Genomic DNA, 15,947 nt, shown 5'->3' on the forward strand with positions numbered 1-15,947 from the left:
TTTGTGGAACAGGCATCTTGCCTGTTCTTCCCACAATAAAACTGAATTGTTGTGGAACAGGCATCTTGCCTGTTCTTCCCACAATAAAACTGAATTTTTGTGGAACAGGCATCTTGCCTGTTCTTCCCACAATAAAACTGAATTGTTGTGGAACAGGCATCTTGCCTGTTCTTACCACAATAAAACTGAATTTTTGTGGAACAGGCATCTTGCCTGTTCTTGAGGATTTGACAGAGCCATCAAAGTAATATAAAATCTCAAATCATATAACTTTTATTCTCTCCAATTGTGCTTCTAAGTTCTCGATTAAATTATTTACTAACTGTAACTGGTACTGTTGAACATTCATATTTAATGGCTCTTTGCTGTCTTGAAAACAGATAACTTTTCCGGCGATTTCCTTGTAGTGTTGCAGCATGGAAAAAGTATCGGTACTGAAGCGAGCGAGATAGTTTTTAGCAGCCTCGCTGCAAATTTCCGTTACTTGATTTAGATAAGCTTCTGGCGATTCAGGCGGCTTTTCATACCCAGTTCTTTTATTCAAAATATAGCTAGCACCGCCGACTACTGCGGCTCCCACGGGCCCGCCCAATAGCCAACCTAAGCCTGTGGCGATCGCCACAGGAGTCACTTCACTGTCGATCGACTTTTGAGCTGGAGGTGGTGGCGGTTCCGGTAAGCTAACTTGCGGGGATGGAGGAAAGGAAATCAAAAGTGCGATCGGCTGTTCTTTATCAAAGAACTCGCAAGCTTTATTTACCCATTCTGCGATGGTTTGCTGCTGCTTCAACACCTCTCGCTCAAATTTTAGCTTCCAGGCATCAAAACTCCCTTCCTGGAGCGACAGCGCCATTTCCGATTGATACCGCTGCAAAAGTGTGGGCTGGTAAAGCCAAATCTCGAAATCGGAAACGCTGGCTTGAAAGCCTTTTGATATCAGTTTTTCAGCTTTTTGTTTAATTTCAATTTTGTCTTTGTGCTTCTTTTGAGCAGCGGCTATTTCTGCGGTGACAGTTTCAGCTTTGGCTCGGAGAGAGTGGCAAATTTTAGTAGCTATAGCTTCAATTCTGGGCAACTTAACTGCTAGTTGTTCCTGTTGATCTGCCACAATACTCTGCAAAGCCGATTCAAAGCTGGCAATTCCTGTAGTTTGGGCGGCCGCCACATCTCCTTTCAGCCTCGCCCTCAAAGCCGGCAAAGCATCGACGCGGTAGATATTGCTGATATTGTTCGGCAAATTGGAGCGAAAACTTTCGGCAACAAACAACAAGCGATTGTAAACTTGTTTTTGGTCGTCTGGTTCGAGTAGATTGAGAAAATTGGCAACAAAGACGACTGTGTTGATGTTGCGATCGCTCAACCAATCTCTCAAGTTCTCCCGTTCGCCTAAAGTCATCAATTTGCGAGCATCTAAAACCTGCACAACCAAATCAGCCGTTAGCAATTTATCCCGAACCAAATTATCCTGTTCTTCGCGATCGTTGGTTCCCGGCAAATCCAGCAATTCCACACCGGTTTGCAGGAATGGATGGGGACAGTAAACATTCACGGCTGCCACATCATCCCGCATTTGTCTCGCGTCGTCAAGGATGGCGTAGCGTTTCAAAACATCAGTCCCCGGTTCGCTAATTTCCGTGCCGTCTTTCAGGGTAATTTTTGCGCGCAATTCCTCGCCATAGTTGACATAAATGGCAGCACCTGTAGTGGGCACAAGGTCGATCGGCAAAGCACGATTTCCAAGCATTGCATTGAGCAAAGTTGACTTGCCGTAGTTAAACGGGCCAAAGACAGCTATTTGAAAAGTTGGTTTGGCGAGATACTCGCAGATTGAGGTTGTATCTAGATAAAGTTGGGAGTTTTTGTCGAGTTCGAGAATACCGAGTGCTGATTTGAGATTGTCGGTGAGGTATTGATAAATTTCGGGTTGTTGCATATTGTTGTTTTATTTCAAGCGGATGCTAGGAAAGCTTGATATAGCGATTCGATACTCTGCGACTCCGCAGAAACATCAGCCTCCAATTTTTTCAACCGCTGTGATTCAGCCTGACAATTAATCTCGCGAGATTCCTTTTGTTCCAGCAAATTATCTAACTCTGATTTCCGAGAATTGATATCACCATTCATGCGATCGCCCACTTCCCGCCCGTAAACATCAAAACACTCTTTTACAGCATCGTGAATCGGCTGCCACTGCTCTTGAGCCACCTGCGGCAGATATTTCACTAGCTCTTTTTTCGCCGCTTTCACCAACTGTTTATGAGCTCCGTCTGCTTGCAAAACCCCAACACCCATCCCCAATAAAGCCAAGTACAGCGGCCCCAAAACAATCCCCGTCAAACTAGCAAGAATCGTACTGACGCTCAACACAGTAATTAAGTTGAGCAGGATATTTTTCCAATCAAAACCTGCTCCTGCCATTGCTACGCCTGCCAGATTCCCGGTCGTTAACGAGAACAATCCCATCGCCCATTTTGCCCAACTGGGCGAGTTATCTTCGTTCGAGTTGCTGACTGCTGCTGGTATTTTTTGTCCCGTTAGTTTTTCGGTGATTTTTTCAGTCACTTTCGTGTAAGATGCTCCGTAATTTGCGGCACTTTTCGAGAGTTGCGAAAATGCTGAATTCATCTCTTGTTCAGCAGTTAGAGTCCAAGCTGCTAGTTTGTCATTGATGTACTGCTCGAATGCTCGTTTGAGCGATGCTTCAAAGGCTTCTCGCTTGCCTTGGCTGAAGAAATCCAGAAATCTCAGTTCAGGTTGATACCGTAAGAAATCTGTTTCAAAGGTATTTTCTAAGTTGAGAACGTAGGTGCGGAAAGAATCTGCGATCGCCCGCGATTTACTATCTCTAACTTCGATAATTTCTTGTTGAAACTCATCGCGAATGTGAGTCAGCTTCTTAAACTCCGGCTCAACTGAATTAATCTTTTCCTTCAACTCATTGACATCGCGATCGAGTAATGGTAATCTGCGCCCAACAGTTTCGCGGACACGAGCAGAAATTTGACGCGCCAAAGTCCTCGCCGGACGCAATTCCGAAATCGCTCTTTCCTGGGTCAAAAACGTATTTAGTGCCGCCATAAACTCTGGAAAACCAGTTCCTGTCAAATCCGCATCCGGGTTTTTCATCCGCAATCTGAGCGCCTTAATTGAGGTAATTGCAAACACTCGCTCGTCGTAAATGTCGTGGCCTTCTGTTAAACAATATTCAGCCAAATTAGCTTGAAAAACCCGCCGCAGTTTCCCTTCTGCTTCTGCCAATTCTTCAGGATCATCCGGGTCAATCAAACTTTCCCGCACCTGATCCCAAGCATTTATCAGGAAGAAAATGCTCAATCCGCGATTTTTGATGTAATTTTCTAGATAGCGTCTTTCGCCCATTGTGCAAGGCTGAGTGGCTCTAAGTACAAATAAAATAGCGTGGCAGTTGTTGATGTAACCGAGAGATAATTCATTCCGGGCTTCTGTATCGTTCAGTCCGGGACTGTCTACTATTTCTATGCCTTTTTCCAGCAAAGGTAAGGGATATTCTACTACGGCGCAATCGATATCTGGAAATGCTGGTTTCTTTTCTTCTTCTAAGCGTTTTGCCTCAGCGGGGTCAATTGTGTAGTTCTGTTTAAAACTTTTAAAATCTAGCTGTTTTGGGCTTTTGCCGTCATTGAAATAAACGGTGACTTTTTTTTCTGAACCGTAGCGCAAAATCGTCAGCAAAGCTGTACAGGGGTTTACGTCGCTGGGCAGTAAGTTTTCGCCGATTAACGCATTGAGAAAAGTGCTTTTACCGCGTTTCATGTCGCCTAGCACTAGCAGCCGAAAGACTCCTTGGCGCAAGTTTTTACTGGCGATATCAATGTCGGCGTTGTCTGTTTCTAAACCGAGTTTTCCCGATGCTTCTCCTCCTGCTAATTCTGATTGGTTGATGGCTGTGGCGATGTTGCTGAGGCGAGTGGCAATTTCTCGGCGGACGGCGGCTACTCGCTCTAAATCGTTGAGAAAGTTGCTAGTTTCTACTTTAAGGTTCATGGGTATTTCCTGATAGTTTCCTGCTTGACATTCTCAAATTTTGTCTTCTTCAATAAACATTTTGTAAGCTATGAAAGCAATGCCTCCCACTATCAGCGCGGCTGCCAGCCAAGATGCTATGCGAACTGCAACGATAACAGCAATGACAATGCCTGTAAATTGAGCGGCTGCTATAATTTTTCTGCGCCACTGTTTGAGTTTGCCGTTAACTTGGCTGTCGGGTTCTTGGTACTTGCTTGTTAGATGTTCGGGCACTGAGCGGTCAATTTCGGCTTCTAGTTCGCGAAGCCGAATTTCTTGTTCTCGCTTCCGCAGTTCTTGTTCTTTGCGCCGGAGTTCTCTGGATTTGTTGTCTGGAGAATTCATAAATTTTAGCCTGTTTTTCGCTGAAAAAATGTGTTATTTATTGTCAATGTTGCGGAGCGATAAGTTCTCTACGACTGTAACTCACCTTTTCCGGCGTGTCGAGAAATGTTAAGAAATTTTAAAAAGGGCGATTCCCTACGGGATAGCTACGCTGTCGCGCATTTAAATTGTATATTCAGGGCGGGCTTTTAGGCCCACCCCACCCCACAAGACGGGGAATTGTTTTTTAACAGACAATTTAAATGTAGAACAGCTTACGCTTCACGACTAATTAAGCCGATCGCCCTACGCCCTAGATTAGCCGCTGCCAATCATCAATAGCCTTCGGGGCCGATAGTAGTGCGATCGCACTCGGCTTCCGACAAATCAACCAAGCGCGATCGAAATAAGTTGCAGCCCGCTAATTGAGCTTTGCTTAACTTTGCTTTCTCCAAATTAGCACGGCTCAAATCCGCATATCTCAAATCGGCATTCGTCAAATCTGCATTGTACAAATCCGCACCTTGCAAATTGGCTTTCTGCAAATTAGCACCTTGCAAATTGGCGTGACGCAAATTTGCTCTTGATAAGTTTGCTCTTGATAAAGTTGCTTCCGACAAGTTAGCTTGATAAAGTTGAATATCGCCCAATTCAGCATCTTGCAAATCAGTTTTATAAAGATTGGCTTGAGTCAAATTTCCGTAGGGCAAATAAGCTCGCCTCAGAACGCTACCAGAAAGATTTATTTCTGTCAAATCTGCTTGAAACAAGTTATCTTCACTTAAGTCAACTGCGTTAAAGTTTCGCTGGCCCTCAGCATACTGAGCGAGCAATTCCTCAGCGCTTAGCTTTTGCATTTTCACCCCTCATGACGACAGCTACTGCAGCCAATCCATAACAGTAATTAATGGTTATTATTCTGCGTATTTATACTTAGGCATATTCTTATGTTAAGCTTGTGTAACAACAGTCGCATTTTTTCTAAGATTTTTTTTATATTTGTAAATTTCTGCCTTGCTTAACCAGTAAGCGGTTAGTAATGTCAAGATCGATCGAGAAACCAAAGCCAATCCTCTACTGAAATATGCCAGAACTTCCTCTCTCCATTGCTCAGCACTACCACGAACGGACAAAATACGACCCTGAAACCATTGCTGCTAAAAGCAAACAGCTAGATTGGACAGAGCAACCTGTGCCTTTCAAAGAATATAAAATTGGAGCGTATTTTGACCTCAAGCCTTATCTCAAAGACCCCTCGGAGGATGCCGATGCCGATCCCGATGCCGCTTGGTGGCATCGGTTATCTAGCTTGTTGCTGTGCAGCTACGGGTTGACGGCGAAAGTGCAGACGGTAGACGACAGCTACCTGTATTTGCGATCCGCACCGTCGGCGGGTGGACTCTACCCAGCAGAGGTTTATTTAATTTCCCGTGGCACTGCCCAGTTGCCGGCCGGACTCTACAACTATCAGTGCAGAACTCATTCACTTGTTCATTTTTGGGACAGTCAAGTTTGGCCGACATTGCAAGCAGCTTGTTTCCAGTCGCCCGCGCTAGAAAATACCCAATTGGCGATCGCCATTACCACTGTTTTTTTCCGTTCTTCTTGGCGTTACGAAGACCGAGCTTATCGGCGAATTTTTCTAGACACCGGTCATTTATTGAGCAATATCGAGTTAGCTTGCGCCGTCAACGATTACCGACCTCACCTGATTGGAGGATTCGCCGACGAAGCTGTCAATGAATTACTGTACATCGACTCGGATCAAGAAGGAGCAATTTGTGTAGTTGCTTTAGCCGACTTGCTAGATATTGACCAAAACTTGCCTAAATTTAAAACAGCTTTGCCCGGAAACACCACGACAGATTACCCGAAAATTTCCGAAGGTCAACTGTTAAAATACCTCCACAAAGCGACGCATTTAGAATCAGACCCTACCGGATCTGACGGCTGGAAACTTGATGAAAATGAAGGGGAATTAGAAGATAAATACAACTTTCCCTTTTGTACTAAAGTTTCGACTGTCACTCCTTCGATTCCTTGGGGAGTGAACCTGGAAACTTTAGAAAATACTATGCTCAAAAGGCGTTCGACCCGTGCTTATACAGGTGCTTCTTTGAGCTTGGGCGAACTGCTAGCTATGCTGGATTTTACTTACCAGCCGCAGCACTATATCGACCAAGGATTAGACGGTAATCCAGACTATTTCGATCTAAGTTTGATCGAGACTTTTATTGCTGTTTCGGGAGTGCATGGGTTAGAAGAAGGCTGTTACTATTACGCTCCGAAAGCTCAAGAATTGCGGCAAATTCGGTTTAAGAATTTCCGCAGGGAATTGCATTTTTTGTGTTTGGGGCAAGACTTGGGCAGAGATGCGGGGGCGCTGTTATTTCACACGGCGGATTTGAACAGGGCTGTAGCAAAATATGGCGATCGAGTTTACCGCTATTTGCACATGGACGCGGGTCATTTGGGCCAGCGGTTGAATTTAGCAGCTATGCAACTGCGTTTGGGTGTCAGCGGTATCGCGGGCTTTTTTGACGATCGCGTCAATGACGTTCTCGGTATTCCTGCGGGTGAGGCTGTGCTTTATATTACCAGTCTGGGAAGACCTCGATCGTAAGAATGAGCGAATCGATTTTAGATTTTAGATTTTAGATTTTAGATTGAAGGATTGGCCGGGCTGATTTACGGTAGGAACCACTCAATCTGCCAAAAATCAACCAAGCGAGTCAGTCAATCTTCTGAATTTTCAAGTGATAGCAGTAAAGTGAGGATTGCAAACCTGTAATAGAGAGGTTTTACGTAAGTCCTGCTATTACTATTTGCCAATGCAAAACCTGCTAAATATTCTGTCCAGCACTGATTCTGTCACTTCTTCGCCCGTAACTTCCCCCAATGCTTGAATTGCACCGCGCAAATCTATTGTCCAGAAATCTAAAGGCAATTTGTTGTTCATAGTCTCTGTGCATTGTTCCAGAGAAATTTTAGCTTTAGTTAAGGCCGCTGCTTGTCGCTGGTTGATTGCTAAGTCGGAGTTGGCTGCTTGCAAATTTCCCCCGCTGACAGCATCTAAAATTGCTGTTTCTAAGTCTTCTATGCCTCGGTCGATGGCGGCGGCTGTGGTAACTATTGGGTGAATTTCTGAGGAAAAAGGTAGTTCGGGGAGGGTTTTTACTAAGTCGATTTTGTTGATAATTATAATTAGCTGGCGGTGCTTTACTTGTTCGTAAATTTCCGAATCGCCCTCTGTCCAACCAGATGTCGCGTCAATTGTCAACAACACTAAATCGGCTTGTTTTGCTGCTGCGCGCGATCGCTCAACGCCAATTTTTTCTACCTTGTCTTCGGTTTCTCGAATGCCCGCAGTATCGAGCACCTGCACCGGAATGCCGCCCACAACTAGCTGCGATTCTACCACATCCCGCGTCGTACCGGGCAAATCCGTGACGATCGCCCGATCGCTCTTACTCCACGCATTCAACAAACTCGATTTTCCCACATTCGGCCGCCCAACAATCGCTACTTTCAAACCGGTTCTCAACAATTCTCCGCGATCTGCCGTCGCCAAAATTGTTGACAATTCCTCCAAAACATGATTTATTTCCAAAGATGTTTTAGCTTCATCTAAAGGCGGCAAATCTTCCTCAAAATCAATTCTCGCCTCAATTTCTGCCAACACGTCCAAACAAGTTGTTCTCAATTTGCGAATGGGCTGCGCTAATTTTCCCTGCAAACTGGCCAAAGCACTTTGTGCAGCAGCGGGCGATTTTGCTCCCACCAAATCTGAGATACTTTCAGCTTGAGTTAAATCCAGCCTCCCGTTCAAAAAAGCCCGCAGCGAAAACTCTCCTGGCGCGGCTAATCTCGCCCCATGTTCCAAACACAACTGCAAGACTTGCTGCACGGCCATAATGCCACCGTGACAGTGAAATTCCACCACATCTTCGCGAGTAAAAGAACGCGGCGCTTTCATGATTAGCAGCAAAGCTTCATCGACTAATTCTTGAGTTTTGGGGCGGCGGATGTGACCGTAAAGAATGCGGTGAGACTCCCAAATTTGCCGTCCTGGGGCGCGAAACAGAGTTTCGGCAATTTTTAAGGCTGCGGAACCGGAAACTCGCACAATGCCGACGCTGCCTTGTTGGGGAACTATGGCGGTGGCGATCGCTGCGATCGTTCCTCCTTTTGTTAGTGATTCAGACATTTTTATTGTTCACACATTTAAAAGTTCTCTCAATCTCCTGTTTTTGAGTATCAGGCAATTGCTTCTCGGTATTTGAGAGTATAAATCTCTAGTTCGTCATTCAAAAAATTAAAATAGTCGCCCTTTAGGGCAAAATGCACCAGTTTCCGGGTCGAAGCGTAGGAGATATTTGGTAATCTTTTCCCTAGAATCGCTAATTGCTCGTCGGCTGCGAGAGACCAGATAACTTGAATTAGGGATTCAACCACTTGTACGTTCATTTGACTGACCTCCGGCTTGGTTGTTAAATTATACATATCTCATTGACAGGATAAACAATTTCAGCATTTTTTTTCTAAAATATTAGAAGAGCGTGGCAACAGCGATGGACTTGGCTAGCCAATCCGATCGCCCGTTTGTCCAGTCAGTCGATTTTAGATTTTAGATTGACTCCACAAATGAATCGGGTAGCTTGAACAGGGGTCTAAAATTTTGGGAGGCTAACGACTCCTGTCGGAAAGCAACTATCGGTTTTTGGGTAGGAGTCACGGATCGATCGAACTTAAATTACTCAGCCAAATATTTTGGCTATTCTGATTTCATGCGATAATGGAAAATTGACAATCAAGCATCCAGGATACAAGCCCCCGGATTCATCCGTGGAGAAAGAAAAAACCTGTATCCGATGAAACTTGCCCCCCGAATTTATCTGTGGGGTCAATGCTTCAATCTAAAATCTAAAATCTAAAATCTAAAATCGATTGACAGGGTAGAGGGCAAAGTATGATTGGTCAACTTCTAGACAGACGTTACCGCATCATTAAAGTCACAGACTCAAGTGAGGTGGGAAAAACTTATCTAGCAGCAGATACTCACCGTCCCGGGTATCCGCAATGCACGGTTAGAGAAATGCGGCTACCCGGCACAAGTTCGCAAACTCCAGAATTAGTCAAAGTTTTATTTCAAAGAAACGCCGAAATAATTGAAAAATTGGGAAAACACGACAAAATCCCGGAATTATTGGCGTATTTTGAGGAAAATCAAAGTTTATACTTAATTGAAGAATTTATTGCCGGATTACCTTTAAGTCAAGAACTAATACCCGGTCAACCTTGGGATGAAGACCAAGTAATTAATCTGCTATCAGAAATATTAGAAATTTTGGTGTTCATCCACGAGAAGGGTTTTATTCACCGCAGAATTCAACCAGACAGAGCGATCCGGCGCGAGTCTGACGGCAAATTTGTATTGGTAGACTTTAGCTTAGACAAAGAAATTAACCCGGAACTTGCTAACTGTCATTTGTTGTCGCAAACTTCCCCGAACTCTGTTAAACGGCCTGTGGCAAAAAAACAGGATTTGGCGGCTCAGGAATTATACGTGCCGATCGAGCAATTGAGCGGCAACCCCCGTTACAATAGCGACATCTACGCTCTAGGTACGATCGCCCAGATTGCCGTCACGGGACTCTCACCCAACGAACTGAGTGCCTTAAAAAACAACAAAAACGAAATTCCCTGGCGAAACCGGGCAACTTGTTCGGTCGCCCTAGCAGATATTATCGATCGAATGGTGCGCCCCGACTGCGAGGAACGTTATCAGGAGGCCGCCGAAGTTTTAGCAGACCTCAAACAAATCGCCGTAAAATTGGAGGTTGAGCCGCCGCCAGCCACAATCATCACGGACGCTATGAGTCAACCGCGAAGACAAAGCCAAACCAAACTGCTGCTGTTGGCTGCAACAGCGGCAGCTTTAATCTTGACTGCACTGATGATTTACTTTTGGCAGAGTCAAAGTCCGGCGAGGTCAAAAGAATTGTTGGCCCGCGGCGTTACCAAGGCGCAGCAAGGGGACACAACAGGCGCGATCGCCGATTATACTCAAGCGATCGCCCTGAATGCCAGCGATGCGGAAACTTACTACAAGCGGGCAAACGCTCGCTACGACACGGGCGCCACCGAGGAAGCAATACAGGATTACACGCAAGCAATTAAAGTCAATCCCAGCCACACCAAAGCTCTCTACAATCGAGGTATGGCCCGCCTCGACATCGGGGACAAGCGGGGGGCCGTGGAAGATTTCACCCAAGTAGTGCGACTCAATCCCAGCGACGGTGAGGCCTACTCTCAGCGGGGTTTGGCCTACTACGATTTGGGCGACTACCGCACAGCAATTGAAGACTACACTCAAGCAATTAGGCTCAGTCCCAACGATGCTACAGCTTACAGCAATCGGGGTTTAGCTCGATCGGCAGCAGGCGACAAAACAGGAGCAATGGCAGATTTTACTCAAGCCCTGCAAATTAGCCCCAAACAAGCTGGCGTATACTACAGTCGTGGTCGAGCGAGATTTAATCTGGCAGATTATCAAGGAGCGATGGAAGATTATACTAAGGCGATCGAATTACAACCCGATCTCGCTGATGCTTATACCAATCGGTGCAGCGCTTACTTGAATTTGGCCACCTACGACAAAGCGATTGCAGATTGCACCGAAGGAATTCGCCTCGATCCAAAAGATGAAGCAGCTTACAACAACCGCTGCATTGCTTATCTGAATTTAAAACAATATCAAAAGGCCAGCGAAGATTGCAGTTTGACGATCGGACTCAACGGCAACAATCCCAAAGCATACAGCAATCGAGGATTAGCTCGATCGGCTTCGGGAGACAAGCAGGGAGCTGTGGAAGATTTTACTCAAGCAATTCGACTCAATCCCAGCGATGCCGTAGCTTACAGCAATCGCGGTACTATTTACTCAGAACTAAAAAATTACCCTTTAGCAGTTGAGGATTTCGCTCACTCGCTGCGGCTCAACCCCAACAATGCTAGCGCTTTTTACAGCCGGGGCCTCGTCCGCCGCCAACTCAAAGACCGTGCTGGGGCGATCGAGGATTTTCAGAAAGCTGCAACCCTCTTTCTAGAACAAGGAAGAGCCGATGGTTTCCAAAACGCACAATCACAAATCAACGACCCTAAATAAACTATTAGTCACCATTCAGATGTTAAAAAAAGCAGAAAAAAGTCAGAAGGGAGAAGAAAAAAGGAAGAAACAAGAAAGCAAAATTACCAATTACCAATTACAAATTACAAATTACCAATTCCCCGTTACCAATTCTAAATTATAGATATGAACATGGTTGGTCAACTTTTAGACAGGCGTTATCGCGTAGTGCAAATTCTCAGTTCAGGAGCTTTTGGACAGACTTATTTAGCTGTCGATACTCGCCGACCGGGCCATCCTCAATGTGTAGTCAAACAACTGCGCCCTCCCAGCAACACTTCCACAGTTCTCAAAACAGCTTATCGCTTATTTAAACAAGAAGCAGAAATATTAGAAAAGCTGGGAAAACACGATCAAATTCCATTTTTACTAGCTTATTTTGAAGAAGCGAATCAATTCTACCTCGTTGAAGAGTTTGTCCCCGGACACGCCCTAAATAGGGAAATTGTGGCCGGTCAACCTTGGCGAGAAGAACGAGTGCTGGATCTGTTGCAAGAAGTGTTACAAGTTCTCGCCTTCGTACACTCTCAGGGAGTGATTCACCGCGATGTTAATCCCTCCAACTTAATCCGCCGCAAACCAGACGGCAAATTAGTTTTAATTGACTTTGGTTCGGTTAAAGAAGTTGCAAGTCACGTCAGTGACTACGATACCGAATTTCCGCGCACCATTGCTACTGGTACTCCGGCTTATATGCCGATCGAACAATTTCAAGGCAACCCGCAATTTAGCAGTGACCTCTATGCAGTCGGGATGATGGCAGTCCAAGCTATCACTGGTTTACCCGGTACGGATTTGCCAAAATTGCAAGATCCGAGTCCTTCTCATACCGGGGAAATTGTTTGGCGAAACCGAGCTCAATGTTCTGTGGGATTAGCCAATATAATTGACAAAATGGTCTGTCACCAATTTGCCAAGCGCTATCAATCTGCGGATGAAGTTTTGCTAGCTCTGAGCAAGTTGAGACACCGCCAAGAACCGATGAATCCGGCTCACAAGAAAAGTATGGCTCCCACCTTAGTTTCTTCTGATAGTTTTTCGTCACGTTTGGGAAGTCGATTTTGGTTGCTGATTTTGGCAGGCGTCGGGGCGGCAATAGTTCTGATATTTCTGTTTAGTTACTGGCGCCGCCCGAATCCGATTAAAGCTCAGGAATATTACGAACAGGGAGTGGAAAAGTCTCGCAATAAAGATGCGGATGCAGCTTTGCAGGCTTTTAATAAGTCAATTCAATTGAATCCTAAAAATGCTGAGAGTTTTTACCAGCGCGGTAATGCTAATTATGATTTACAAAAATATCAAGAAGCAATTGCAGATTATTCTCAGGCGATCGCTCTCAATCCTAAATATGTTCAGGCTTATTTTAACCGCGGCCTAGCCCGTCACGATTTTAACGACACGCGCGGGGCGATAGAGGATTACACTCAAGCTCTGAATCTCCAGCCCAAGGATGCTGATACATATTATGAAAGAGGAGTTGCTTATTTAGAACTGCAAGATTACAAGATGGCTATTCAGGATTTTAATGAAGTAATTCGGTTGCAGCCGAACCTGGTTAAAGCTTATCATTCGCGGGGGTTGGCTCGTGCTGGGAGTGGCGATTTGCAGGGGGCGATTGGAGATTATACTGAAGCAATTAAACTTGATGCTAAGAATGTTGATGCTTTCTACAGTCGGGGGAGAGCTCGCTTTCACCTAGGAGATTATCAGGGAGCTTTGGCGGATTATTCTCAGGTAATTGCGATCGATCCCAAGAGTGGAGATGCTTACGCTAATCGTTGTAGCACCCAGTTGAATTTAGGAGCGCATCAAGCGGCAATTGACGATTGTACTCAGGCAATTTCGCTGAGCGAGGAGGATGGGGTTCCTTACAACAATCGCTGCATTGCTTATTTAAATTTGAAGGATTATCCCAAAGCAATTGCCGATTGCACTCAAGCGCTGACAGTGAATCCGAATGATTTTAATGCTTTTAACAATCGCGGTTTAGCTCGCAGCGCCGGGGGTGACGCCCAGGGGGCGATCGCAGATTTTACAGCAGCAATCGGGTTCAATCCCAACAATGCTGAAGCTTACGCCAATCGGGCTAAGATTTATCACGAGTTAAAGAATTACAATAGTGCGATCGCAGATTACGTGCAAGCTATTCGGATCAGTCCTAATTATGCTGCTGCTTACTACGGTAGAGGCATGGTTCGTAGCTCCTTGGGAGACAAAGCAGGAGCAATTAGCGATTTAGAAAAAGCTGGCAAAATGTTTCTCGATCAAGGACTTACTGGCGGTTACAAAGATGCACAATTTGAGATTGAAAAACTCAAGTAGTCAATCGATTTTAGATTTTAGATTTTAGATTTTAGATTAAAGAATTGAAGCATTGACCCCACGGATAAATACGTTCGGCAAGTTTCATCGGATACAGGTTTTTTACAGCATATTCCATGTATATTTAGTACACACAATCTTGTAGTAAGTAAGGTGCGTCGCCACCAGTCAATCTGCAAGTTCTATTTAAAAGGTCGCAGATCCGCACCCTACATATTAAAATCACACAACATAAATATAGCAGCTACTGTACTTCATCAACCACCGAATATGCTGTATTTCTCCGTCCTGATTCTGCTTTCGGAATGAATCCGGGGGCTTGTATCCTGGATGCTTTCGGTCATTAGTCATTAGTCATTATTTCTCCATCTTATATTTTTATCGGTCAACATTTTATAATCTCAGATTGCTCCGGGGCTGGTTCACGCTAATCTTTAATACCAACAGAAAATACAGGTGAACCAGCCATTACGCGCTATTAATTCCAGCTATTGTCAATCAATTTTCTGGGTCTTGCAGTCTCTTCACCAACTCATAAAACGGTTCCCAATTATCATCAATAGCTATCGGTTCCCAAACAGCCTCAATCGTCGGTCTCAACAGCGATTGTTCGGGATTGTGCCTCCGCAACCTGTCCGCCATTTTGTCCATATCATCCGCCGACAAACTTTGCAAAACGTGATAATAAAACTGTCGCCAAGGTGCTATCAAGTCCGCCGGTTCCGCCTCAGTAAAAATTAGACTAGCATCATCTCGCCAAGTGCCAGAAAACTGTCTTCGCAGTTCAAAAAAGAAATCGTGATAGCCTACTTGAGACTCCGCCAGCATTTTAATTGTCACCTTCAACAACTCATCTCCATCAGCTTCTGGCAAATCCTCAAATCCCAATCTATTTAGCATCAACCGCCGATAAGCTGCATTATAATAATCGCCAAACTTTGCCAAACCCGCATCCATATCAGCTTGAGGAATCGCCGCTGCTAGCGGTTCCTGAAGCTTCTCTAAATTGTCCCTACAAATCAACGGTTGATTGCCGTAACAATAAAGACCCGAATAGTCAAAATAAGCTGCTGTAAATTGCGGCTTGTAAGTTGGGATAAAAGCGAAAGGCCCGTAATCGAAACTTTCTCCTGTAATTGACATATTATCAGTATTCAGCACGGCCTGGCAAAATCCTGCTGCCATCCACTGAGCGACTAATTCAGCTACTCGCTTGACTAAATCTGCATAAAATAGGGCATATTTTTCGGCAGGCGAAACCCCGGCATTACTTGCTTCTAAATGCAGTTCAGGGTAGTAATATTCAATAACAAAATCTAAAAGTTTTTTAGTTAAATCCGGGCGGCGGATATAGTGCAATCTTTCAAAAGTTCCAAACCGGATGTGAGAATGACTGAAACGCACCATTACGGACGATCGCGTCGGAGATGGTTCGTCCCCCCGCCACAAAGCATCTCCAGTTTCAACTAAACTAAAACAGCGAGATGTTCTAACTCCCAACCGGTGCAAAGCTTCGGCAGCTAAAACTTCGCGAATTCCCCCTTTGAGAGTGAGTCTACCGTCACCGCCCCGCGAGTAGGGAGTGCGGCCAGAACCTTTAGTGCCGAAGTCGTAAAGTCTGCCGTCAGTACCGCGAACTTGGCCGTACAAAAAGCCTCTACCATCACCTAAATTGGGGTTATATTGGTTGAATTGATAGCCGTGGTAACGGAGTGCGAGAAAGGGGCGGACGCAGTGAAATTCGCCGAACGCTTCGATAAAATGTTGGTCGGTTACTTGTGCTGGGTCTAAACCCAATATCGGCAATAATTTGTCGTTGCGGAAGCGGAGAATATGCTGCGGAAAATCGGCCGCAGGGACTTCATCAAAATAGTCGCCACCGAGGGATTCGAGGGCGGGTTCGTAGTTGAGGGAAAGCAAAGGATTTGACATTTTTCTATTTTATCTTGAAATTGGCGATCGCTCCAAATTATATACGGGTAAGGTGCGGACTGCATTGGTGTCAACAATCGCCTCAAACCCTTTTTCTCTCTAGTTTATAGCCGATTTCGATCTCCCTCGCATCCCA

The 15,947-nt window shown here is 45.1% G+C and carries 11 protein-coding genes; 3 read left to right on the forward strand and 8 right to left on the reverse strand.

All coding sequences use genetic code 11. The features are described 5' to 3' along the window. From QT973_RS14280 to QT973_RS14300, 5 genes are all read right to left on the reverse strand, one after another. Positions 1 to 208 (reverse strand): hypothetical protein (locus QT973_RS14280; RefSeq protein ID WP_333391565.1); only part of this gene is annotated, 208 nt, incomplete at its 3' end. Positions 209 to 262: 54 nt separating this feature from the next. Beyond that, positions 263 to 1,933 (reverse strand): dynamin family protein, encoded by a 1,671-nt coding sequence (locus tag QT973_RS14285; protein ID WP_333391567.1) that lies wholly within the window; start codon positions 1,931 to 1,933, stop codon positions 263 to 265. Positions 1,934 to 1,947: 14 nt separating this feature from the next. Then, positions 1,948 to 4,023, reverse strand: a complete 2,076-nt coding sequence (locus QT973_RS14290; protein WP_333057302.1) for a dynamin family protein — start codon at positions 4,021 to 4,023, stop codon at positions 1,948 to 1,950. Positions 4,024 to 4,056: 33 nt separating this feature from the next. Further along, positions 4,057 to 4,389, reverse strand: coding sequence for a hypothetical protein (locus tag QT973_RS14295; RefSeq protein WP_333057300.1), 333 nt, complete (start codon positions 4,387 to 4,389; stop codon positions 4,057 to 4,059). Between the two features lie 314 nt (positions 4,390 to 4,703). Continuing rightward, positions 4,704 to 5,225 carry a pentapeptide repeat-containing protein gene (locus QT973_RS14300; RefSeq protein WP_333268297.1) on the reverse strand — a complete coding sequence of 174 codons (522 nt, stop codon included), beginning with the start codon at positions 5,223 to 5,225 and terminating at the stop codon, positions 4,704 to 4,706. 227 nt (positions 5,226 to 5,452) lie between these two features. Here QT973_RS14300 and QT973_RS14305 point away from each other — a divergent pair, with 227 nt between their 5' ends. Beyond that, positions 5,453 to 6,991, forward strand: coding sequence for a SagB/ThcOx family dehydrogenase (locus QT973_RS14305; RefSeq protein WP_333391569.1), 1,539 nt, complete (start codon positions 5,453 to 5,455; stop codon positions 6,989 to 6,991). A 198-nt stretch (positions 6,992 to 7,189) separates the two neighbouring features. Here QT973_RS14305 and mnmE read toward each other — a convergent pair whose 3' ends face one another. Together mnmE and QT973_RS14315 are read right to left on the reverse strand one after the other, a co-directional pair. Beyond that, positions 7,190 to 8,575, reverse strand: a complete 1,386-nt coding sequence (gene mnmE / locus QT973_RS14310; protein WP_333057297.1) for a tRNA uridine-5-carboxymethylaminomethyl(34) synthesis GTPase MnmE — start codon at positions 8,573 to 8,575, stop codon at positions 7,190 to 7,192. Between the two features lie 50 nt (positions 8,576 to 8,625). Beyond that, complete coding sequence (locus tag QT973_RS14315; protein WP_333057296.1) at positions 8,626 to 8,835, reverse strand: hypothetical protein; 210 nt, start codon at positions 8,833 to 8,835, stop codon at positions 8,626 to 8,628. A 502-nt stretch (positions 8,836 to 9,337) separates the two neighbouring features. Between QT973_RS14315 and QT973_RS14320 the strand changes: the two genes are divergently transcribed. Both QT973_RS14320 and QT973_RS14325 read left to right on the forward strand, forming a co-directional pair. Further along, positions 9,338 to 11,536 (forward strand): tetratricopeptide repeat protein, encoded by a 2,199-nt coding sequence (locus QT973_RS14320; protein ID WP_333391571.1) that lies wholly within the window; start codon positions 9,338 to 9,340, stop codon positions 11,534 to 11,536. A gap of 153 nt (positions 11,537 to 11,689) precedes the next feature. Beyond that, entirely contained in the window at positions 11,690 to 13,879 is a 2,190-nt protein-coding gene (locus QT973_RS14325) for a tetratricopeptide repeat protein (RefSeq protein WP_333057293.1), read from the forward strand. A gap of 498 nt (positions 13,880 to 14,377) precedes the next feature. Here the strand turns inward: QT973_RS14325 and QT973_RS14330 are convergent, their stop codons facing one another. Next, complete coding sequence (locus QT973_RS14330) at positions 14,378 to 15,811, reverse strand: protein adenylyltransferase SelO family protein (RefSeq protein WP_333391573.1); 1,434 nt, start codon at positions 15,809 to 15,811, stop codon at positions 14,378 to 14,380. Between the last annotated feature and the right edge of the window lie 136 nt (positions 15,812 to 15,947).

This window comes from Microcoleus sp. Z1_A1, from assembly GCF_036700305.1.
Taxonomy (GTDB): Bacteria; Cyanobacteriota; Cyanobacteriia; order Cyanobacteriales; family Microcoleaceae; genus Microcoleus.

What these genes read in the sequence shown, in the direction of transcription:
- QT973_RS14285 (WP_333391567.1), bottom strand. Translation starts at nt 1,933, where the DNA reads ATGCAACAACCCGAAATTTATCAATACCTCACCGACAATCTCAAATCA.
- QT973_RS14290 (WP_333057302.1), bottom strand. Translation starts at nt 4,023, where the DNA reads ATGAACCTTAAAGTAGAAACTAGCAACTTTCTCAACGATTTAGAGCGA.
- QT973_RS14295 (WP_333057300.1), bottom strand. Translation starts at nt 4,389, where the DNA reads ATGAATTCTCCAGACAACAAATCCAGAGAACTCCGGCGCAAAGAACAA.
- QT973_RS14300 (WP_333268297.1), bottom strand. Translation starts at nt 5,225, where the DNA reads ATGCAAAAGCTAAGCGCTGAGGAATTGCTCGCTCAGTATGCTGAGGGC.
- QT973_RS14305 (WP_333391569.1), top strand. Translation starts at nt 5,453, where the DNA reads ATGCCAGAACTTCCTCTCTCCATTGCTCAGCACTACCACGAACGGACA.
- mnmE (WP_333057297.1), bottom strand. Translation starts at nt 8,575, where the DNA reads ATGTCTGAATCACTAACAAAAGGAGGAACGATCGCAGCGATCGCCACC.
- QT973_RS14315 (WP_333057296.1), bottom strand. Translation starts at nt 8,835, where the DNA reads ATGAACGTACAAGTGGTTGAATCCCTAATTCAAGTTATCTGGTCTCTC.
- QT973_RS14320 (WP_333391571.1), top strand. Translation starts at nt 9,338, where the DNA reads ATGATTGGTCAACTTCTAGACAGACGTTACCGCATCATTAAAGTCACA.
- QT973_RS14325 (WP_333057293.1), top strand. Translation starts at nt 11,690, where the DNA reads ATGGTTGGTCAACTTTTAGACAGGCGTTATCGCGTAGTGCAAATTCTC.
- QT973_RS14330 (WP_333391573.1), bottom strand. Translation starts at nt 15,811, where the DNA reads ATGTCAAATCCTTTGCTTTCCCTCAACTACGAACCCGCCCTCGAATCC.